The following is a 19,742-nucleotide window of genomic DNA, read 5'->3' as shown; positions in this document are numbered from 1 at the left end:
CCGGAATAGTACTAAAGCAAAAAGCCAGCCCCCGGGATGGAAGCTGACTTTTGCACTTAGCAAAGCCGTAGTTAGTCCTGGAGGCCGGCAGGCACTTCAGCTTTGGAATATAGTCCTTTCGAGAGCTTCTCCTGCACCGCCTCGAAGGCTTTGATGGTCACGGCCACATCATCGAGCGAGTGGCTGGCCGTGGGGATAAGGCGCAGCATGATAACGCCCTTCGGCACCACCGGGTACACCACGATGGAACAGAAAATGCCGTGATTCTCACGTAGATCGAAGGTAATCTGGGCCGCGTCGGTGATTTGACCGGTCAGCAGCACCGGCGTTACGCAGGAGGTGGTAGTGCCCAGATTGAAGCCTTTTTCGCGCAAACCGCTTTGCAGCGCCCGTACGATGGTCCAGAGGTTTTCTTTCAGCTCAGGCTGGGTGCGTAGCAGCTCCAAACGCTTCAAAGCGCCCACCACAAGCGGCATGGGCAGGCTTTTGGCGAAAATCTGGCTACGCATGTTGTAGCGCAAATATTCAATTACGTTCTCGGGACCAGCTACGAAGGCACCGATGCTGGCCATCGACTTGGCAAACGTCGAAAAATAAAGGTCGATACCGTCCTGTACGCCCTGTTCTTCGCCCGTGCCGGCACCCGTAGCCCCCTGCGTACCGAAGCCGTGGGCATCATCTACGAACAGGCGGAACTGGTATTTCTCCTTCAGCGCAATCACGCCCCGCAGGTTGCCCTGGTTGCCCGACATGCCGAACACGCCCTCGGTGATAACCAGAATAGCACCGCCGGTTTCGGCAATGATGCGCTCGGCGCGCTGCAGCTGCTTCTCCAGGCTGGCCATGTCGTTGTGCACGTACACGAAGCGCTTGCCAGCGTGCAGGCGTACGCCATCAATAATGCAGGCGTGCGACTCGGCGTCGTACACAATCACGTCGTGGCGGTTCACCATGGCGTCGATGATGCTTACTACGCCCTGGTAGCCGAAGTTGAGCAGCATGCAGTCCGGCTTCATCACGAATTCGGCCAGCTCGCTTTCCAGCTGCTCGTGCAGGTTGGAGTTGCCCGACATCATGCGGGCGCCCATGGGTAGGGCCATGCCGTACTCGGCCGCGCCATCGGCATCGGCCTTGCGCACCTCGGGGTGGTTGGCCAGGCCCAGGTAGTTATTGAGGCTCCAGGTAAGCACTTCCTTGCCGCGGAAAATCATGCGGGGCTTGATTTCGCCTTCCAGCTTAGGGAAAGCAAAGTAGCCGTGCGCGTAGTGTGAGTGGACACCCAGCGGGCCGCGGTTGGCGGCAATCTTCTCAAATAGATCCACGAGGGGACGGGTTAATGTGAAAGGAAACGGGCGGTAACGCCTAAGCGCTGAACCACCGGGGAATGTACAAAGTTATGGCAATCCGCAAAGGTAAGCTCCCCCGGGCCGCTATCCAACCTTCCGGGAATTGGGCGGCACTGTTTTATGGTCCGGCCGGAATGGCGTTTCTTTGGGTATTGAATGGCATTGCTCTCGTACTCCGGCACCCCAGGGCTGAAGCCCTGGGCTAGTCAGCGGACTCCTGGTTTTTTCGCTGCGTAGCCCCGGGCTTCAGCCCTGGGGTGCCGGGGCCGCCCGCTCTTCCTGTTCCTTCTCTCCCACCCGCTCCACCTCTCTCCCGATGAAGAAAATCACCAAGCTGCTCGTGGCCAACCGCGGCGAAATTGCGCTGCGCGTGCTGCGCTCGGCCAAGGAAATGGGCCTCCAGACCGTGGCCATCTACTCCGAGGCCGACCGCAACGCTTTGCACGTACGCTACGCCGACGAGGCTGTGTGCGTAGGCCCGCCCGCCAGCAAAGACAGCTACCTGCGCGGCGACAAAATCCTGGAAGTCTGCCGCCAGCTGGGCGTCGATGCCATTCACCCCGGCTACGGCTTCCTGAGCGAAAACGCCGAGTTTGCCCGCATGGTCACGGAGGCCGGGCTGATTTTCGTGGGCCCTTCGCCGGAGGCCATGAACCTGATGGGCGACAAGCTCTCGGCCAAACAGGCCGTGAAAGCCTACAACATCCCGCTGGTGCCCGGCACCGACGAGGCCATTTCGGACGTGGAAGAGGCCAAGCGCATTGCCGCCACGGTGGGCTTCCCCATCCTGATCAAGGCCTCGGCCGGCGGCGGCGGCAAGGGCATGCGCATCGTGAATTCGGCCGAGGATTTCGAGGAGCAGATGCAGCTGGCCATCAATGAGGCCACCTCGGCTTTCGGCGACGGCTCGGTGTTCATCGAGAAGTTCGTGACCGGCCCGCGCCACATCGAAATCCAGGTGCTCGGTGATGAGCACGGCAATATCGTGCATTTGTTTGAGCGGGAATGCTCGATTCAGCGCCGCCACCAGAAGGTGATTGAGGAAGCGCCTTCCTCGGTACTCACGCCCGAGCTGCGCGCCGAAATGGGCCGTTGCGCCGTGGACGTGGCCCGCGCCTGCAACTACACTGGGGCTGGCACCGTGGAGTTTCTGCTCGATGACCAGCACAACTTCTACTTCCTGGAGATGAACACCCGCCTGCAGGTGGAGCACCCCGTGACGGAGCAAATCACCGGCCTGGACTTAGTGAAGGAGCAGATTAAAGTGGCCCAGGGTCTGCCGCTGGCCTTCGCGCAGGAAGACCTGAGCATCACCGGCCACGCCCTGGAATTACGAGTCTATGCGGAAGACCCGCAGAACAACTTCCTGCCCGACATCGGGACGCTGACCACCTACGTGCGCCCCCAGGGCCCCGGCGTGCGGGTGGACGATGGCTTCGAGCAGGGCATGGAAATTCCGATTTACTACGACCCGATGATTGCCAAGCTCGTCACCTTCGGGGCCACCCGCGAGGAGGCCATTGCCCGGATGCTGCGCGCCATCGACGAGTATCAGATTACCGGCATCGAAACCACGCTGGGCTTCGGCCGCTACGTGCTGCAGCACCCAGCCTTCGTGAGCGGCAACTTCGACACCAACTTCATTCGCGACCATTTCCCGGCCGACGCCCTGAAACCCGCCGCCCCCGATGAAGCTACCGCCAGGCTCGCCGCCGTCCTCACCGCCATGCTCCTGACGGAGAAGAAACCCGCCACTCCCGCCGCCGCCGATGCGCCCGCCGCCACCGGCTCGGCCTGGAAGCGCAACCGGCTGGGGGCGCGGTAGAGGAAATCTGCATATAAAAAAGGCCGCCCGGTTACGTAACCGGGCGGCCTTTTTTATATGTGTGAATCCGACGACTAGTCACCCATTGTGTATTCGGCAAAATTGGTTGGAAAGTCTGGGTTCTGCGATGGAGTATTGCGGTCTAACTCAGCCGAGGCTTTAAGCTGGTCGTTCACCCAGATTTCACCACGCAGCTTACTAGTGGTGCGTGGAACAATGCCCGAGCCGGTTATGGCTTTACTGAATCCCAAACCAACGCTAACTCTTTCGCCTGTTTTCAAATTGGTGACCGTACCTGTTTCCTTCACCCCATTATCCGGTAGGCTAGCATCCAACAATGATACCTCTGGGATATTTAGTCGCTTAATGTATACTTCACCACCTGCACCTAACCCACCGGCATCTATGCTAATCATCTTGACTTTGACTACATACTGAGGGGTGGGTTCTGGTTTGTCATCGTCCTTGGAGCCGCAGGATGCAAAAACAATGAGTAGCGGCAACAGCCAGGCGCTAACGGTGTGCTTATTGAGAAATGAGGTAATCATGGGTAGCTATTTTCAAGGAAGTAGGGTTGACTTTCAGGTGCCAAAAGTACTCAGGCGGGGGCATCCAGACACTACCTGCAACGGGAATTCCTCACTGGCGCGAGTTTAGCGAAGCGTAACCCGTGACCAGCCTTAACGTGGAGGCTGCACCTCCACTGCCGCGCCAGCGGCAAACCCATAGCCGCGCCGCCTGAGAGTAATCCGGGCGGTGTTGGTCGTTTCGGGGGTAGGAACTCCTGCCACGAAGCAGCATATTGTAGGGTTGTGAATAAAAATACGGGCAACCCTACGAACCTTGTAGGGTTGCCCGTATTTTTATTCACAACCCTACACACATTTATGGCGCGACCTTCCCTCCCTTCCGATAGTCTTTCAGCCGCCGTGCGGGCGCATTTTGGGTTGACCCAACCGGAACTAGGTAAGTTTATCGGGGTGAGCGGGACCGTAATCGGGCACGTGGAGGCCGGGCGGCGAGTGTTGCCAGCCGAAGCGCAGCGGCGGCTGCGACCCCTGGCCCTGCTGCTGCCCCCGCCCGAGGGGCTCGGCCCGCCCCTGCCCGCGCCGCCGGCCGGGGCTTCTGCCCCTGAACCCGCTGCCCCCGCCGTGCCGCTGGAGGCTGAGCCGCTGCGCAAGCGCCTGCGCCGGGTGTGCTACTTGCTCGATAAAGCCCGCTTCGCGCTGGAAAACCATGTGCGGGCCTCCCAGGCTCAGGCCCGCCGCCGCTGGGGGCGGGCGGTGCTGGCCGCCCTGCTGGCCCCCGCCCCCGGCACGCCCGCCGCCCCCGCCGCCGTGGCCCAGGACCCCGCCCTCGATGCCGCCGCCTGCCGCCGCTGGCTGGAGCGCCTGCCCGACCTGGCCCCCGGCGCGGCCTGGCCTTTGTCGGCCACCGAGGCTGCCCTGCTGGCCCTGCGCCTGCGGCTGCTGGAAGAGGAAGCCCGGGCCCTGGCGGCCCTGCTGGCAGCGGCCGAAGCGCCTGGCAACTAAAACCATCCCTTGACGGCGTTACCGCCGGTCCGGCGGCTGGAAGCCGTCGGGCCGGTCGTCGTAGGCGCATCCGGCCCGGCTTTTCGGGCACGGCCACTCGTTCACGCAGGCCCCGGCCCGACGGCTTCCAGCCGCCGGACCGGGGCCTGCTCCGCAACCGGGACCAGGTAGATAGTCGGAAACGTAGTCATTCTGAGCGGAGCGAAGGACCTTCTCACGGCTGAACGAAATCGTGGCTGCATGATAAGGTCCTTCGCTCCGCTCAGGATGACCACCGCGTGAAAAAAACACTTCCTGTACAGCTTTTATATTCAAAAAAACTTATACTCGAACGTTCTTATTTCTCACCTTTTTTACCCGTTTCATGGCTTACTCTATTGATCAATTAACCACGGCGGCCGAGTGCGACCAGGTACTGGCCTACATCACCGACGAGCTGCGCGTGCTCAACCAGCGCCGCAGCGAGTTTACCTATCAGGTGGATACGGCCGCCAGCACCTCGGCCGAGCAGACCGCCGAGCTGGAATCCCTCACGGCCGAAATCAGCTTTCTCACCCCGCTCATCCCCACCCTACCCGCCAGCAAGAAGCGCACGGAGCGCGAAAACGAGCTGCGCCGCAGCACCGACCGCCGCGACGAACTCCTGTCCCGCCAGGGCACGCGCGGACCGGTATCGTTGCTGATCCGGGAGCTGGAACTGGCCCAGATTGAGGCCCAGCTAACCGAAACCACGGCTTTGCAAACCAGCGTAACCGCCCGCCGCGCGGCCCTCTAACCCGACCAGCCCGCCGCCCCCACCTGGCTCCGCCTGAAAGTGGAACTGGCTGGAGGCAGACGAGCCCCCCCATTACCGCAAACGCCCGGCTTACAAGCCGGGCGTTTTGCATTACGTGGGTTCGGCAGGCTGGCTCGGGCAGCTGACAGCCGGCCCGGGAGCGGCAGCATTGCGTTTGGCCCAGGGCCGGCCGGAACCTCTACATGGCATCCAGCCCCGGCAACCCAAGCACCTGCGCCGCGCGGCGCGCCACCTTCGTGACACTGGCGACATCGGGGCCGGTGATGGTCAGGTGGCCCATTTTGCGGCCGGCGCGGGCTTCCGCCTTGCCGTACAGGTGCAGGTGCGTACCCGGCAGGCGCAGCACGGATTGCCAGTCGGGCTCCCGCGGTTGCCCGTCGGCAGCAAACCACACGTCACCCAACAGGTTGAGCATGATGGCCGGGGAGTGCTGGCGCGGCTGCGGCAACGGCAGGCCCGCCATTGCGTGTACCTGCAGGTCGAACTGCGAGGCGTCGCAGGCGTCGAGGGTGTAGTGGCCGCTGTTGTGCGGGCGCGGGGCCATTTCGTTGACCACCAGGCCGCCGTACGCGCTGCCGTCGTCCACCACAAAAAACTCCACGCACAGCACCCCTACGTAGCCTAAGTGCCGGGCAATGGCCACGGCCGCCTCCCGGGCCCGGTCGGCCAGAGCGGGCGGCATATTTCCTTCGTAGGCGTACGTTACGGCCAGAATGCCCTCGATGTGTACGTTGCGCTGCGGGGCGAAGCTCACCACCTGTCCGTCCCAGCCGCGCGCCACCAGCACTGAGCACTCGGCGGTGAGCGGCAGCATCTTTTCCAGCACGCAGGCGGTGTGGCCCAGCTCGGCCCAGGCGGCGGCCAGCTCCCCAGCGGTCTGCACGCGCACCTGGCCCTTGCCATCGTAGCCCATACGGGCGGTTTTCAGGATACCGGGCAGCAGATCCGTCCGCTCAGCCAGCACGGTTTGCAGCTGGGTCGGCGTTTCCAGCACCGCGTAGGGCGCGCAGGTCACCCCCGACACGTCGGCGCAGGCTGTGAAGTGCGCTTTTTCCTCGATGCGGTTTTGGGCAATGCCCACCACGGCCGCGCCGGGCGCTACGGGGCGGGTTTGGGCCAACGTGTGCAGGGCCTGGGCCGGCACGTTCTCAAACTCGGTGGTGATGGCCTGGCAGAGCTGGGCCAGCTGCGCCAGCCCGGCCGGGTCGTCGTAATTGGTCTGGATGTGGTGGTGGCTGACCAGCCCGGCGGGGCTTTGCGCGTCGGGCTCCAGCACGGCGGTGAAGTAGCCCAGCCGTTGGGCGGCGTGCACAAACATGCGGCCCAGCTGGCCGCCGCCCAGCACGCCCAGCGTGGCCCGCTGGCCGGCGGCGTCCGTGCTGCCCGGGAAAATAGGCGTCATGGTGGTCAAGTCAGTTCCCTGGCTCATAGCGGCAGCGTCATGGCGCGGGCGGCTTCGGTTTGGGCGGCGCGGAAAGCTTGCAGCTTTTCCGCCAGAGCAGCATCGTGCAAAGCCAACTGGCTGACGGCAAACAGCGCGGCGTTGGCTGCGCCGGCGTTGCCGATGGCAAACGTGGCTACGGGTATTCCTTTGGGCATCTGCACGATGCTGTGCAGCGAATCAACACCCTGCAAATGGCGACTGGCTACCGGCACGCCCAGCACGGGCACGGTGGTTTTGGCGGCCAGCATCCCCGGCAGGTGGGCGGCCCCGCCCGCGCCGGCAATAATGGCCTGCAAACCGCGCGGTCCGGCCTGTTCGGCGTAGGCAAATAAGTCGTCGGGCATGCGGTGGGCCGACACCACGCGGGCTTCGTGGGCCACGCCAAATTCCGTGAGAATTTGTACGGCGTGCTGCATGGTGTCCCAGTCGCTGCTGGAACCCATGACTACGCCGATCAGGGGTTTGAAGGTATTGGGGGAAGAAGTAGTACTCATCGAAATTAGTTGGTCGTCATGCTGAGCGAAGCCGAAATGTTTCTACCGCTTCGTTGGGATCAGGCCCCATGTAAACCTAGCTTGGACATCAATTCCTCACTAGTATTTAGAAACAGCTTGTTGAATGAGCAAGTGCAGTCGCCGATTGGTTTACCATCAGAATTTCTGAACTGAATAGTCCAAGAAATGTCTTCGATTTCAACCTCACCTATTAATCTTACTTTCAGTTGATTCTGAAATTCAATTATCAAGGTGCCTTCGTGCTCTTCCTCTACATTTTGAATTCGGGCCTGTGTTAATAGTCCCATCAGAAAAACCCTGGAGGGCTCTTCTGGGCCATTGTTATTCTCAATATTGAACGGAAATGAATGCACCCATCTATGCCATTCAGACTTGTCAGCTAATTCAATGTCGCTAAGAATGAGGTAGGCGCTAATACCAAGACTATCATTGAACAGTTCGCATTCAAAAGCGGTGATGTAATACTTAAATCCAGTGTAGTAGGAGTCCGAAAGGGCCGTCTTCAAGACGTCAAGTATCTTGCTTTTGTCCGTTATCATAGCGGCTGAAAGACTATTTGTATGTAGCTACTTCGGCAGCGCGGAAGCCGGATGAACTGTGACGTTCTATTATTGCGACTAGCCGACAGTTACCGCTGCTTCCCGTTCCAGCAGGATTTCGGTGCCTAAAATCACCATATCTACACTCCCTTTCAGCGTCTGGTTGATGAAGGGCGTGTTCTGGGACTTGGATTTCATGAACTCCTTGGTGAAGGCAGTTTCGGCCTCGGTATCGAACAACACGCAGTTGGCTTCCTGGCCGACTTCGATGGCGGCGACCGGCAGGCCCATCAGGCGGCGAGGCTCGGCCGAATAGCGCTTCACCACCAGGTCCCACCCGAATTTGCCGGGCTCCACGAAGAAGTGGTAGAGCGACACCAGGGCCGTATCCAGGCCGGTAATGCCGTTGGGCGCGCTGATGAAATCCTGGGCTTTTTCGAAGGGCGTGTGCGGGGCGTGGTCGGTGGCAATGATGTCGAATACGCCTTCCTTGAGCCCTTCCAGCAGCGCGTCGCAGTCGGCCTGGGTGCGCAGCGGCGGGTTCATCTTGTAGTTGGTGTCGTAGTCGCCGATGTGCTCGTCGGTGAACAGCAGGTGATGCGGCATCACTTCGGCCGTCACCTTCACGTCGCCGCGCGACTTCCACCAGCGGATGGTTTCCATGCCCATCTTGCTGGATACGTGCTGGATGTGGACGTGCGCGCCCGCCGCCCGGGCCAGGCGGATGTCCCGGTCGATGATGATTTCCTCGGCGCAGGCCGGCGAGCCTTTGATGCCGAGTCGGTAGCTCATCACGCCTTCGTTGAGGGCGCGCGGCCCGGCCAGTTCCGGCACCTCGCAGTGGCTGGCGAAAAACATCCCGAACTCGGTGGCATACTGCATGGCCCGCAGCAGCACGGCCGGGTCGGCGGTGGTGTCGCCGTCGTCGGTGAGCATAATTACGCCGAGCCGGTGCATGCCCTCGATTTCGGCCAGCTCCTTGCCCTCGCGGTTTTTGGTAACGCAGCCGGAGGTGTACACCGGAATGCGGGCGCGGTGCCGGGCATTGTCCAGCACGGTGGCAATGGCCGTTGCCGAGTCGAGCGCCGGGCGGGTGTTGGGCATCATCACTACGCCGGTAATGCCGCCGTTGATGGCCGCTTCGCTGCCCGTGGTGATGGTTTCCTTGTTCTCGAAGCCAGGCGCGCGGAAATGGACGTGGGCATCAAACATACCCGGCAGCAGCACCCGGCCCCGCGCATCAATCACGCGGGCACCCTCAGGAATGGGCAGGCTTTTGCCGATTTGCTGAATGATTCCCTCGACAATCAACACGTCACTCTCGACAAGCACGGGGGATTTTTCGGCGGCGATGCGGGCGTTTTGAAGGAGGAGCATGGAGGAAGGAGTGCGGTAAACCGGCAAGGGGTGGGTGGAATATTCGAACTATTGAAGATGAATCTACGCGGGCGGCACCAGCCGCTAACTAGGGCATGAGCAGCGTTGAGCCCGCACCCTGCCGGGCGTCATAGGCTTCCTGCTTCGGGAAATCCCCGCCCGGCGTGAGCCAATCGAGCACGGCCATGCGGATGGAAATGCCGTTTTCGACTTGGTTGGTGATGAGGCTACGCTCGTAGTCCATGACGGCGTCGCACAGTTCCACGCCCCGGTTCACGGGGCCGGGGTGCATGATGTAGAGGCCCTTGTCGCGGATTTCCGCCAGCCGGGCGGTGGTGATGCCGTAGACCCGGTGGTACTCGCGGACGTTGGGAAAAAACTGCACGTCCTGACGCTCCATCTGCACGCGCAGCAGGTACACCACATCGGGCGCCCAGGCCATGGCGGCTTCGTAGTTGGTGAAGCGAGGGATGGTGGCCGGGCCGTACTTGGGCACCAGGGAGCCCGGCCCGAGGTACGCCACCTCCACGCCCAGCTTCTGCAGCAGCGTGCTGGTGGAGCGCGCCACGCGGGAATGGAGGATATCCCCGATAATGAGGACTTTCTTACCCCGGGGGTCGGGGAATTTTTCCTTGATAGTGAAGGCGTCCAGCAACGCTTGGGTGGGATGCTCGTGGGCCCCGTCGCCGGCATTGATGACGGAGGCCGTGGTTTGGCGGGCAATCATGGCGGGCAGCCCGGGGTGGCCGTGGCGCACCACGATGTAGTCGGTGCGCATGGCCTGCAGCGTCTCAATCGTTTCGCGCACCGACTCGCCCTTGGTGATGGAGGAATGAGCCACGTCGAAGTTCGTGACCTCTGCCGAGAGGCGTTTGGCGGCTACCTCGAAGGAAGAATGCGTGCGGGTGCTGGCCTCGTAGAACAGCATAAGCACCGACTTGCCCTCCAGAGCGGGGATTTTCTTCACCGAGCGGGTGAACAGTTTTTTGAAGGACGTGGACTGGTCGAGCAAAAACTCGATTTCCTCCCGGTGAAGGGATGCAATGTCAAGGAGGTCTTTACGTGCCATACCGGAGTGGAGGAAAAGTGAGGTTGTCGGACTAAACAAGGCCAATGGGCATTCTTATCGGCTATTCTCTGGGCCGCAGAAACCGGCTACCCGTGGCAGCCGGGGTGCGGGCCACCGTCGCGCGTTGGGCGGGAGGTCAGCGTCCGACGAACCGAATGGGCATAAAAAAACCGTTTCGGAATCCGAAACGGTGGCGGGGCAACAGGCAGAAAAAATAACGGAAACAGCAGCGGCAAAATCGGAAAAACCGATGGCGGTGCAGACCATCTGGTCCACTCGCGGGTCCTTGCCGGGCAGGGTTCCACGCTTCATCAACAGGTTTTGGGGTTGAAGCATGCTGCAAAACTACGGCATTGTTACGCCTGGTAACGCATGGGTACGGGTAATTTTTTTTTCGGCGTGCTTTTTCTGCCGTTCATCTTAGATCTAACGGGTGCCGTACCACACCGTTTTGGGAGCCGGCCGGTGCAGAAAATTCTGGCGGGCATCACTCCTTGCGCGGCTTCGTAATTGCTGCCGAATCTGTTGGCTTGTAGCGCATCAACAAGTACCACAGTATAATTGCTGGCACTACATTTACGCCAAAAAACCACTCTTCCTGATTGGCTATAGCAAAGCTAAATTTGACCTCAAAGATGGCATCCAAGGTCAGTCCTATGTTACTGGAGGCATCAAGGCCAAAGATGGCCAGCACCCCGTTGCTGAGCACGTACTTCAGCCCTCCATACCGAATGACCGGTAATTGCAGAATGGCCATAACGCCCATCAATGTGGGATCCTGCCGTTTCTGATATGTAACAAAGGAGAGAATGGAGAGCCCGAAGGACAATGCCGCGTATAGCCCGCCACCAACCTTTAGGGCTGATTCGCTCAGCTCAGGTAGATGAAATGCCAGGATAAACAGACCAGCAATGCCACCTATCAAATTGTAATAGCTCAGCAATTGTAAGCCTTTGTTTTGTAGGACAGCGTTATCGGCGGACATTGAGGAGTAACGTCGTTAAATATACAGGGTAAACAAAACTCCGCCTCGAAAGCCAATTGGCTTGAGTGCTTGTGTTAAGACACGAATATACCGTAAGAGCAGCGAGGCGTTATGCCATACTGCGCTTGCAATTTTAAGTCTGTTGTATAGAGTGTTAGTTCAAAGAACACGTAGGCTTCTCCATACAAAGGCCTGCACCTCCTTACGCTAGCAACCGCGCCTGATTGGCTACGTTCACCAGGGCCGGCGCATTCTTGAGGGTGGCCAGCACAACTTCTTTGGCGGCTTGCTGCAACTCGTCGCGGCTGATGTCGCGGGCTTCTTCTCGTACCAGCTCGGTGAGGGCGTGGAGGGCGAACTGCAGGGCCTGCCGCCGGGGCCGCTCCGCCCGCATTTCCTGGCGCACCTCCGCGAAGTGGGCCTGAATTTTCAGCCGCCGCAGGTGAAACACCGAGTCGCTGCACACCTGGGGCTGGATGGTATCGAGCAGCTTGAGCAACGGCAGCAGCTGGGTGGCGGTAGTAGCCGCCGCCCCGGCCAGGCGCTGGCGGCGGCCGGGAGCGGGCTGGGCGGTGGCGTCCGGGAGTTGCTCAGGACCGAGGATAGACATCAGAAATAGCCGGGTAAAGGAAGCAGTAAGGCGCGTGATTTTCATAACAAGATAGTGTACCGAAGAGAAATCATCGAAGCTTAGGCCTGCTTCAGCGCCAACCTAACCGGGTACTCTGCCGTTGCCTGCCCCGGTGCCGACTTCGGGGCCAGCCAGCGGCGCAGCGCCCAGTGCGTGGGCAGGTAGATAACGAGCAGCAGCGTCAGCATCCAGCCCAGGAGGTAGAGTGGGGCAGGCAGCCAGGTCTGGGGGTGGGCATCGTCGAAGCCGAACACGTAGTTGATGTTTACCGGAATCTTGGGGTCGGGCACGGCGGCCCCGGCCGGCGGCAGCCAGAAGTAGGCCACTAGGCACAGGCCCCAGGCCAGCAGCGTCCAGGCCGGCAGGGCGCGCCGGTCGTAGCCCAGGCGCTTCACCAGGAACAGGATGAGGAAGGGCAGCCAGCCGTGGAAGAATGAGAGGCCGCGCAGGAACAACGAGCGGTTTTCATCGAACATATAGGACGTCATGCCCAGCAAATGGTGGCCGCACAGCTCCCCCACAAAATCGGCGCACCACAGCACCTGGGGCAGCAGGATGCCCACGGCGGCCATGGAGGCCGGCAAACGGCGCTCCGTCCAGACGCTGACTAGGCACAGCAGCAACGACACGTCGCAGAAGTACAGGAAGTTGGTGGGACCATAATTCACCCAGTACACCGGCACCATCACCAGCAGGAAGGCGGTAAAGGCCAGTTTCAACCAAAGCGGCAAGCGAGCAGGCACACGATTCATGGGGTCCGAGAAAATGAGATGAGGCAACTCCCCTCCTGCCGACCCTGAAGAGTAACCGATGCAGAAGGGATGCCCGAAGTAGCAGATTGGCAGCGGAAGAGCCATTGCAAATCATTTGCTTATCAGACTTTTTATTTTTTCCCAAAACACCATTCAAGTCTGGCAGAGATGGTTTATGCTTTCCATCATCAGACTTTTAACTTATCTCATACGCTCCACCAATTATCGTATTTCGACTGGATTTCATACAAAGAGCCCGGCCTTGGAGGACCGGGCTCTTGCAGTGCCGAGGCAGTACCTGCGGAGTAGTTATGAGAGAATCGTTTGGGGGGGGTAACTGTCAAGCCGCCCGTTATTCTGTGCTTGCGGAGGAATGACGAGCGAAGGGTGCCGTAGCACTGCTGACGTCAGCCCGCGAGATTCCTCGCAGGCCCGGAATGACGTTCTTTCCCATTTCTGAAGAAGTTTTAGCTTTCCGAAAGCTGCCCCTACTATAGCAACTCCGTAATATCGCGCACACCTACGGGCCGCTGCCGCGTAAAACCTTCCCCGAACTCCACCCCGATCAGGTGGCCGAATTCGCGGGCGCGGGCTTCCATAAACTTACCAAACTCCTGGCTGGACAGGTAGGTTTGGGGCTGGTCGAGGTCGGGGTTGAAGAACTGGGTTTGATACGCCTGAATAGACTCCCACTTCTTCGTCCAGTGTGGCGTAATGTCCACCACAAAATCCGACGGCAGCTGGCGGTCCTGGATGTAGTGATACACCACGCGGGGGCGCCAGGGCAGTTGCGGCTGGCCGTCCTCGCCAAGGGTTTCAATCATGCGCAGGCCACTCAGGAAACAGGCATCCGAAGCCAGCTGTGCGCCCCGGCCGTGGTCGGGGTGGCGGTCCGTAATGGCGTTGCAGAGTACCACATCGGGCTGGTAGCGCCGCAGGGCCGCAATCAGGGGCAGCTGGTGCTCCCGGTCGTTGCGGAAGAAGCCATCGGGCAACCCCAGATTTTCGCGGGCGTGCAGGCCCAGAATCCGACTGGCCACCTCGGCCTCCTGGGCGCGGGTAACGGGCGTGCCGCGCGTGCCCAGCTCGCCCCGGGTAAAATCAACAATGCCGATTTTCTTACCCGCCGCCGCCGCCGCCAGCAGCGTACCGGCCGCCGACATTTCTACATCATCGGGGTGCGCCCCCAGGGCCAGAATATCTAGTTTCATCTGCTTGGATGGTTACATAGCTGAATGGTTAACCCGTTGGCTGTTCCGACGATGCGTTGAACGACCAACCAGTTAACCATCCCGCTATTACGCTATTTACTTGATGCGCAGCGTCCGGCCCACGCGCAGCACGGCGGTGCCGCCGTTCAGGCGCCGGATTTGGGCCTGCGACACGCCGTATTTATCGGCAATTTCCGACAGCGTATCACCGCTGCGGATTTTGTGGCTAACGATACGCCGGGCCTGTGTGGGCTTGGCGCTGCTGCTGCTAGCACTGCGCGTAGCGGCGCCCGGCACGCTCCCGCCCCGGTACTTCAGCGACTTGCTGTAGTAGGCAAACAGGCCGGAGGTAATCTGGAAGTTGTCCTTGATGAGCCGGTAATCCGGGAAGTCGTACATCTGCTCCGGGTCGATGGGGTTGCCCTCATAGCGCACCTCAAAGTGCAGATGCGAGCCGCTGCTGCGGCCCGTACTGCCGCCCCGGCCAATTAACTGCCCGGCCTTCACGAACGTACCCGGCGTTACCAGGGACTTCTGCATGTGTCCGTAGAGCGTTTCGATGCCGTTGTAGTGGCGGATGAGCACGTAATTACCGTAGCCAGAGCCGTCCCACTTCACAATGCGTACCACGCCGTCGAAGGCGGCCTTTACCGAGTCACCGGTTTCCAGGTCGAGGTCTACGCCGTAGTGCCAGCGGTAGCCCCGAAAGCCGAAGTCCGATGTCATGGGAGTTTTCACCAGCGGCATTTTAGCGTAGCGCTGCCGATCCGGTTCCGTCAGTTTCAGGTTTAGCGTATCCTTGATGCGGCGGCCATCCACCCGGTATGGGTTGATGTTGTGCGTATCCCAGATGGCGTAGTAGCCGGCCACCTGAATCCAGGAGGAATCAATCTGCACTTCCTCCTTCATCTCCACAATATGCTGCTCCCCCTCATTGAGCGTGGACGTATCCTCGCTCACGATAGAGAGCTTTTTAGCGGGGTTGAAGAAGATGGATTTGGCCGCGTCGGAGCCCTCATCGGGCAGTTCCTCCGTTTCAATGAGAATGGTGGTATCGGGCCGCACGTAGCGGATAGTGGGCGACTTAATCCGAAAAAAGTCGCTCCGCTTGCCGGCCGAACCGGCTTTCGCCTTCGGTTCCGGCACTTTGCGGCGCTGGGCCAACAGCTGGCCGGGCAAGCCTACAAACAGCCCGATCAGTAGCAGCGGCAGCAGCCATGTTTTCAAAAAATGCAGCAAGGGCAAAACAGTGAAATGGTGAAATAGTGAGGTAGTGAGGTAGTGATTTAGCGGGTTGAACGCACAGCCACCTTGAATAGTGTTTGGCGTCGAACTCACTAAATCACTAACTCACCATTTCACCTAATGGTCGCCCAAAGCAGCCAGATACCGCTCGGCATCGAGGGCGGCCATGCAGCCGGAGCCGGCGGCCGTTACGGCCTGGCGGTAGGTGAAGTCCTGCACGTCGCCGCAGGCGAATACGCCGTCCACGTTGGTTTTGGCCGTGCCGGGAATGGTTTTCAGGTAGCCCTGCTCGTCGTGGTGCAGGTAGGGCTGGAAGATTTTCGAGTTTGGGTCGTGGCCGATGGCCACGAAGAAGCCCTCAATGGCCAAGTCGCGGGTGGTGCCGTCGAGCACGTTTTTCACACGGGCGCCATCCACGGCGTGCTCACCCAGTATTTCGTCGGTTACCGTGTTCCAGAGCACTTCAATCTTGGGGTTGTCGGTCACGCGCTTCTGCATGATTTTTGAGGCGCGCATCTCCCCTTTCCGCACAATCATGTACACTTTGTTGCACAGGTTGGCGAGGTAGGTAGCCTCCTCGGCCGCCGTGTCGCCGGCACCCACAATAGCCACGTCCTTACCGCGGTAAAAGAACCCGTCGCACACGGCACAGGCCGATACGCCCGAGCCGTTCAGGCGCTGCTCCGAGGGCAGCCCCAGCCACTTGGCCGAGGCACCCGTGGCAATGATGATGGTATCAGCCGTCAGCTCCACCTTCTCATCCACTATCACGCGGTGCGGGTGGCCCGAGAAGTCCACCGAGGTGGCAATGCCATAGCGGATATCGGTACCGAAACGAGCGGCCTGCTTTTTCAGGTCCTCCATCATTTCGGGGCCCATGATACCGTCGGGGTAGCCCGGAAAATTCTCGACGTCGTTGGTAATCGTGAGTTGGCCGCCGGGCTGCAGGCCCTGGTACATCACGGGGTTGAGGTTGGCGCGGGCCGCGTAAATAGCCGCCGTGTAGCCGGCTGGGCCGGAGCCAATAATCAGACACTTAATGTGTTCCGGAGTGGTAGTCGCCATACAGGAGAAGGTGGCGGAAGCTTCCGCTAGCGCCATGAAGGGTTAATGTTGGGATGCAAAAGTACACGCGTCCCGGGTTTTCATCCGGGACGACTCCGTATTGCCGAAAATTGCGCCAACTCTGCACGTCGGTCACTTTGTCCGAAACGCTGGGAAAGCAGGATAATACAGAGGCCGTCAACGTGTAGTCAACAAAAAACCCCAACCAAAGGCCAGGGTTTTCTGCGACGGGGTAGAAAAACTTACCCCAGATACGGCTTCAGGGCCTTGCTGCGCGAGGTGTGGCGCAGGCGGCGGATGGCCTTCTCTTTGATCTGGCGCACCCGCTCGCGGGTCAGGTTGAACTTCTCCCCGATTTCTTCCAGCGTGAGCGAATGTTCCCCGTTCAGACCGAAGTAGAGCGTAATCACGTCAGCTTCGCGCTTGGTGAGCGTGCTCAGGGCGCGCTGCACTTCCTTGCGGAGCGAGTCGTTCATCAGGCCGGTGTCGGGCGATTCTTCGTCCTCGTTTTCGAGCACGTCGAGCAGGCGGTTTTCTTCACCCTGCACAAACGGCGCATCCACCGATACGTGACGACCCGAAATCTTGAGCGTGTCCACCACTTCCGAGGTGGTCAGCTCCAGTACTTCGGCAATTTCCTCAGGCGAGGGCTCACGCTCAAACTTCTGCTCCAGCTCCGAGAAAGACTTGCTGATTTTGTTCAGCGAGCCAACCCGGTTTAGGGGCAGACGCACGATGCGGCTCTGCTCGGCCAAGGCCTGCAGAATCGACTGGCGAATCCACCAAACGGCGTAAGAAATGAATTTAAAGCCCCGGGTTTCGTCGAAGCGCTTGGCGGCTTTGATCAGACCGAGGTTACCCTCGTTGATCAGGTCACCCAAGCTCAAACCCTGGTTCTGGTACTGCTTGGCTACCGACACCACGAAGCGCAGGTTGGCCTTGGTGAGTTTTTCCAGCGCTTGCTGGTCACCTTCTTTGATGCGTTGCGCCAGCGTTACCTCCTCGTCGGGGGTTAGCAGATCCACCTTGCCAATCTCCTGGAGGTATTTATCCAGCGACTGGCTTTCGCGGTTGGTGATCTGCTTGCTGATTTTTAGCTGTCTCATTGCGGGCGCGAGAGAGTTGAGTTGTTGATGCTAGTAAGGTCGTGTTGGTCCGGTATACGAGGGATACCCAAACGCGGGTACCGGGTCAGTTGAAAGCAACACCCCGGTACCCGCGAAAGTTCGGCGGCAGCGGTTAGGCGGCGCCGTTGGAATCAGCAGCGCGCTCCGGTTTCGGCAGCAGCACCTTGCGCGACAAGCGGTATTTGCCCGTTTTCTTGTCGATGTCGAGCAGTTTCACGTCAATCTCCTGCCCTACTTCCAGCACGCCTTCCAGCGCGGCCAGCCGCTCGTGCGAAACCTCCGAGATGTGCAGCAGCCCATCTTTGCCCGGCATGATTTCCACGAACGCGCCGTACGGCTGAATGCTGCGCACTTTGCCTTTGTAGGTTTCGCCGATTTCCGGCGTGGCCGCAATGGCCCGGATCCGGTCGATGGCCGCCTGCATGTCTTCCTGGTTGGAAGCGTAGATGCTCACGTGGCCTTTCTCGTCCTTCTCCTCGATGATAACCGTGGCGTTGGTATCCTTCTGGATCTGCTGAATGACTTTACCGCCGGGTCCGATAACGGCACCGATGTACTCCTTGTCGATCAGCATCTTGTGCGAGCGAGGCGTGTGAGGCTTCAGCTCAGCAGCCGGCGCGGCAATGGTCTTGGCCATCTCGCGCAGGATGTGCAGACGGCCTTCGCGGGCCTGGTGCAGCGCAGCCGTCATGATTTCAGCGCTCAAACCCTGGATTTTGATGTCCATCTGGCAAGCAACGATACCTTTCTCGGTGCCGGTTACTTTGAAGTCCATGTCGCCGAGGTGGTCCTCATCGCCCAGGATGTCCGAAAGCACGGCGTATTCGCCGGTTTCCTTGTCCTGCACGAGACCCATGGCAATGCCCGAAACAGCCGAGCGGATTGGAATACCAGCATCCATCAAGGCCATCGAACCAGCGCATACCGTGGCCATCGAGCTGGAGCCGTTTGACTCCAGGATGTCCGACACGATGCGCACGGTGTAGGGGTTCTCGTCATCGGAAGGCATTACCTTCTTCAGCGAGCGTTGGGCTAGGTTGCCGTGGCCGATTTCGCGGCGGCCGGGGCCGCGGTTCGGCTTAACCTCACCGGTCGAGAAGGCCGGGAAGTTGTAGTGCAGCATGAACTTGCTGTAGCCCGAGGTCATGGCCGTGTCGATGATCTGCTCATCGAGCTTGGTGCCGAGGGCTACGGTGGTCAAGGACTGGGTTTCGCCGCGGGTGAACAGGGCCGAGCCGTGGGCACCGGGCAGGTAGTTCACCTCGCTCCAGATAGGGCGGATTTCCGTGAGTTGACGACCATCGAGGCGGGTGCGCTCCTTGATCATCATGTCGCGGATGGCTTTCTTCTCCGCCGAAGAGTAGTAGCGGCCGAACATCTTCATGTCCAACTCAGGCTGCTCTTCCAGCAACTGCGCGGTCAGAGTCTTCTTGATAGCGCCAAAATCTTCCTTACGGCCGGCTTTGCTGGGGTTGCCCGAGTGCGCCACTTTGTAGGCCTGCTCGTAAACACCTTCCTGAATGCGCTTCTTGAGGTCGTCGTTTTCCTCGTACTTAGGGTACTCACGCTTGGTGTGGGATTTCTCCACTTCGGCGGCCAGTTCCAACTGCACACGCACCTGCTCCTTGATGGCTTCGTGAGCGTAGGCAATGGCTTCCACCATTTCCTCTTCGCTCACTTCGTCCATTTCGCCTTCCACCATGGCCACTGAGTCGGCCGTGGCACCTACAATCAGGTCGATGTCGGCGCGGGCAATGTCGGCGGTGAGGGGGTTGATCTGCAGCTTGCCGTCGATGCGAGCCACGCGAACCTCCGAGATGGGGCCGGCGAAAGGAATATCCGAAATCGAGAGGGCAGCCGAGGCGGCCAGCGCGGCCAGGGCGTCGGGCTGCACGGTTTTATCGGCCGAAATCAGGGTAATCATCACCTGCACCTCGTAGTGATAGTCCTTGGGGAACATCGGGCGCAGGATGCGGTCTACGATGCGGCACACCAGGATTTCGGCATCCGAGAGGCGGCCTTCGCGGCGCTGGAACGAGCCGGGAATGTTGCCGGCACCGCCGAATTTCTCCTGGTAATCAACCGACAAGGGCAGGAAATCCACGTCGCCGCGCGAGCTGGGCTGCGACACGACCGTAGCCAGCAGCATGGCGTCGCCGAGGCGCACCACTACGGCGCCGTCGGCGAATTTGGCCAGCTTGCCGGTTTCGATGGAAATCTGCCGCCCGTCGGGCAGCGTAATGTGTTTGGTAACCGCGGTGTAATTGGGCATCTGAGAGGGTT

Annotated in this window: 18 protein-coding genes; 3 read left to right on the top strand and 15 right to left on the bottom strand. The window is 60.1% G+C overall.

The features are described from left to right. Positions 1-71: 71 nt before the first annotated feature. Positions 72-1,322, bottom strand: a complete 1,251-nt coding sequence (locus EI293_RS19840) for an aminotransferase class I/II-fold pyridoxal phosphate-dependent enzyme (protein ID WP_125440294.1) — start codon at positions 1,320-1,322, stop codon at positions 72-74. Between the two features lie 340 nt (positions 1,323-1,662). Between EI293_RS19840 and accC the strand changes: the two genes are divergently transcribed. Then, positions 1,663-3,171 carry an acetyl-CoA carboxylase biotin carboxylase subunit gene (gene accC / locus EI293_RS19835; protein ID WP_125440293.1) on the top strand — a complete coding sequence of 503 codons (1,509 nt, stop codon included), beginning with the start codon at positions 1,663-1,665 and terminating at the stop codon, positions 3,169-3,171. 74 nt (positions 3,172-3,245) lie between these two features. Here accC and EI293_RS19830 read toward each other — a convergent pair whose 3' ends face one another. Next, entirely contained in the window at positions 3,246-3,719 is a 474-nt protein-coding gene (locus tag EI293_RS19830) for a hypothetical protein (RefSeq protein WP_125440292.1), read from the bottom strand. A 339-nt stretch (positions 3,720-4,058) separates the two neighbouring features. Here EI293_RS19830 and EI293_RS19825 point away from each other — a divergent pair, with 339 nt between their 5' ends. Beyond that, positions 4,059-4,703 carry a hypothetical protein gene (locus EI293_RS19825; protein WP_125440291.1) on the top strand — a complete coding sequence of 215 codons (645 nt, stop codon included), beginning with the start codon at positions 4,059-4,061 and terminating at the stop codon, positions 4,701-4,703. A gap of 364 nt (positions 4,704-5,067) precedes the next feature. Then, positions 5,068-5,478, top strand: a complete 411-nt coding sequence (locus EI293_RS19820) for a hypothetical protein (protein WP_125440290.1) — start codon at positions 5,068-5,070, stop codon at positions 5,476-5,478. 199 nt (positions 5,479-5,677) lie between these two features. On the opposite strand, the gene EI293_RS19815 is transcribed toward EI293_RS19820, so the two are convergent. The 13 genes from EI293_RS19815 to pnp form a co-directional block, all read right to left on the bottom strand. Continuing rightward, positions 5,678-6,928: a 5-(carboxyamino)imidazole ribonucleotide synthase gene (locus tag EI293_RS19815; RefSeq protein WP_211339624.1), complete on the bottom strand. Its 1,251-nt coding sequence runs from the start codon at positions 6,926-6,928 to the stop codon at positions 5,678-5,680. Next, positions 6,925-7,437 carry a 5-(carboxyamino)imidazole ribonucleotide mutase gene (gene purE, locus EI293_RS19810; protein WP_125440288.1) on the bottom strand — a complete coding sequence of 171 codons (513 nt, stop codon included), beginning with the start codon at positions 7,435-7,437 and terminating at the stop codon, positions 6,925-6,927. Before purE ends, EI293_RS19815 begins: the two co-directional genes overlap by 4 nt. A gap of 59 nt (positions 7,438-7,496) precedes the next feature. Further along, positions 7,497-7,964 (bottom strand): hypothetical protein, encoded by a 468-nt coding sequence (locus EI293_RS19805; RefSeq protein ID WP_125440287.1) that lies wholly within the window; start codon positions 7,962-7,964, stop codon positions 7,497-7,499. A 111-nt stretch (positions 7,965-8,075) separates the two neighbouring features. After that, positions 8,076-9,374 carry a dihydroorotase gene (locus EI293_RS19800; protein ID WP_125440286.1) on the bottom strand — a complete coding sequence of 433 codons (1,299 nt, stop codon included), beginning with the start codon at positions 9,372-9,374 and terminating at the stop codon, positions 8,076-8,078. An 88-nt stretch (positions 9,375-9,462) separates the two neighbouring features. Beyond that, a complete protein-coding gene (locus tag EI293_RS19795; RefSeq protein ID WP_125440285.1) occupies positions 9,463-10,443 on the bottom strand; it encodes an aspartate carbamoyltransferase catalytic subunit in 981 nt (326 codons plus the stop codon). 487 nt (positions 10,444-10,930) lie between these two features. Continuing rightward, on the bottom strand, positions 10,931-11,428 hold the full coding sequence (locus tag EI293_RS19790) for a hypothetical protein (protein WP_125440284.1): 498 nt from the start codon (positions 11,426-11,428) through the stop codon (positions 10,931-10,933). A gap of 202 nt (positions 11,429-11,630) precedes the next feature. Next, the gene (locus EI293_RS19785; RefSeq protein WP_125440283.1) at positions 11,631-12,083 is read right to left on the bottom strand and encodes a hypothetical protein; all 453 of its coding nucleotides are present in this window, start codon (positions 12,081-12,083) and stop codon (positions 11,631-11,633) included. Between the two features lie 35 nt (positions 12,084-12,118). Further along, positions 12,119-12,778 carry a membrane-associated protein gene (locus EI293_RS19780; RefSeq protein ID WP_211339623.1) on the bottom strand — a complete coding sequence of 220 codons (660 nt, stop codon included), beginning with the start codon at positions 12,776-12,778 and terminating at the stop codon, positions 12,119-12,121. 524 nt (positions 12,779-13,302) lie between these two features. Further along, positions 13,303-14,022, bottom strand: coding sequence for a bacillithiol biosynthesis deacetylase BshB1 (gene bshB1, locus EI293_RS19775; protein ID WP_125440281.1), 720 nt, complete (start codon positions 14,020-14,022; stop codon positions 13,303-13,305). A gap of 96 nt (positions 14,023-14,118) precedes the next feature. Next, positions 14,119-15,249, bottom strand: coding sequence for a M23 family metallopeptidase (locus tag EI293_RS19770; RefSeq protein ID WP_246010745.1), 1,131 nt, complete (start codon positions 15,247-15,249; stop codon positions 14,119-14,121). 135 nt (positions 15,250-15,384) lie between these two features. Next, positions 15,385-16,332 carry a thioredoxin-disulfide reductase gene (gene trxB, locus EI293_RS19765; RefSeq protein ID WP_125440280.1) on the bottom strand — a complete coding sequence of 316 codons (948 nt, stop codon included), beginning with the start codon at positions 16,330-16,332 and terminating at the stop codon, positions 15,385-15,387. Between the two features lie 242 nt (positions 16,333-16,574). After that, on the bottom strand, positions 16,575-17,438 hold the full coding sequence (locus tag EI293_RS19760) for a sigma-70 family RNA polymerase sigma factor (RefSeq protein ID WP_022823752.1): 864 nt from the start codon (positions 17,436-17,438) through the stop codon (positions 16,575-16,577). Between the two features lie 133 nt (positions 17,439-17,571). Then, positions 17,572-19,731 carry a polyribonucleotide nucleotidyltransferase gene (gene pnp / locus EI293_RS19755; RefSeq protein ID WP_125440279.1) on the bottom strand — a complete coding sequence of 720 codons (2,160 nt, stop codon included), beginning with the start codon at positions 19,729-19,731 and terminating at the stop codon, positions 17,572-17,574. Positions 19,732-19,742: the final 11 nt, after the last annotated feature.

The sequence above is a fragment of the Hymenobacter perfusus genome (genome assembly GCF_003944765.1).
GTDB lineage: Bacteria > Bacteroidota > Bacteroidia > Cytophagales > Hymenobacteraceae > Hymenobacter > Hymenobacter perfusus.
The sequence above is the reverse complement of the archived record's forward strand: the minus strand, read 5'-3'. Positions and strand labels throughout refer to the sequence as shown.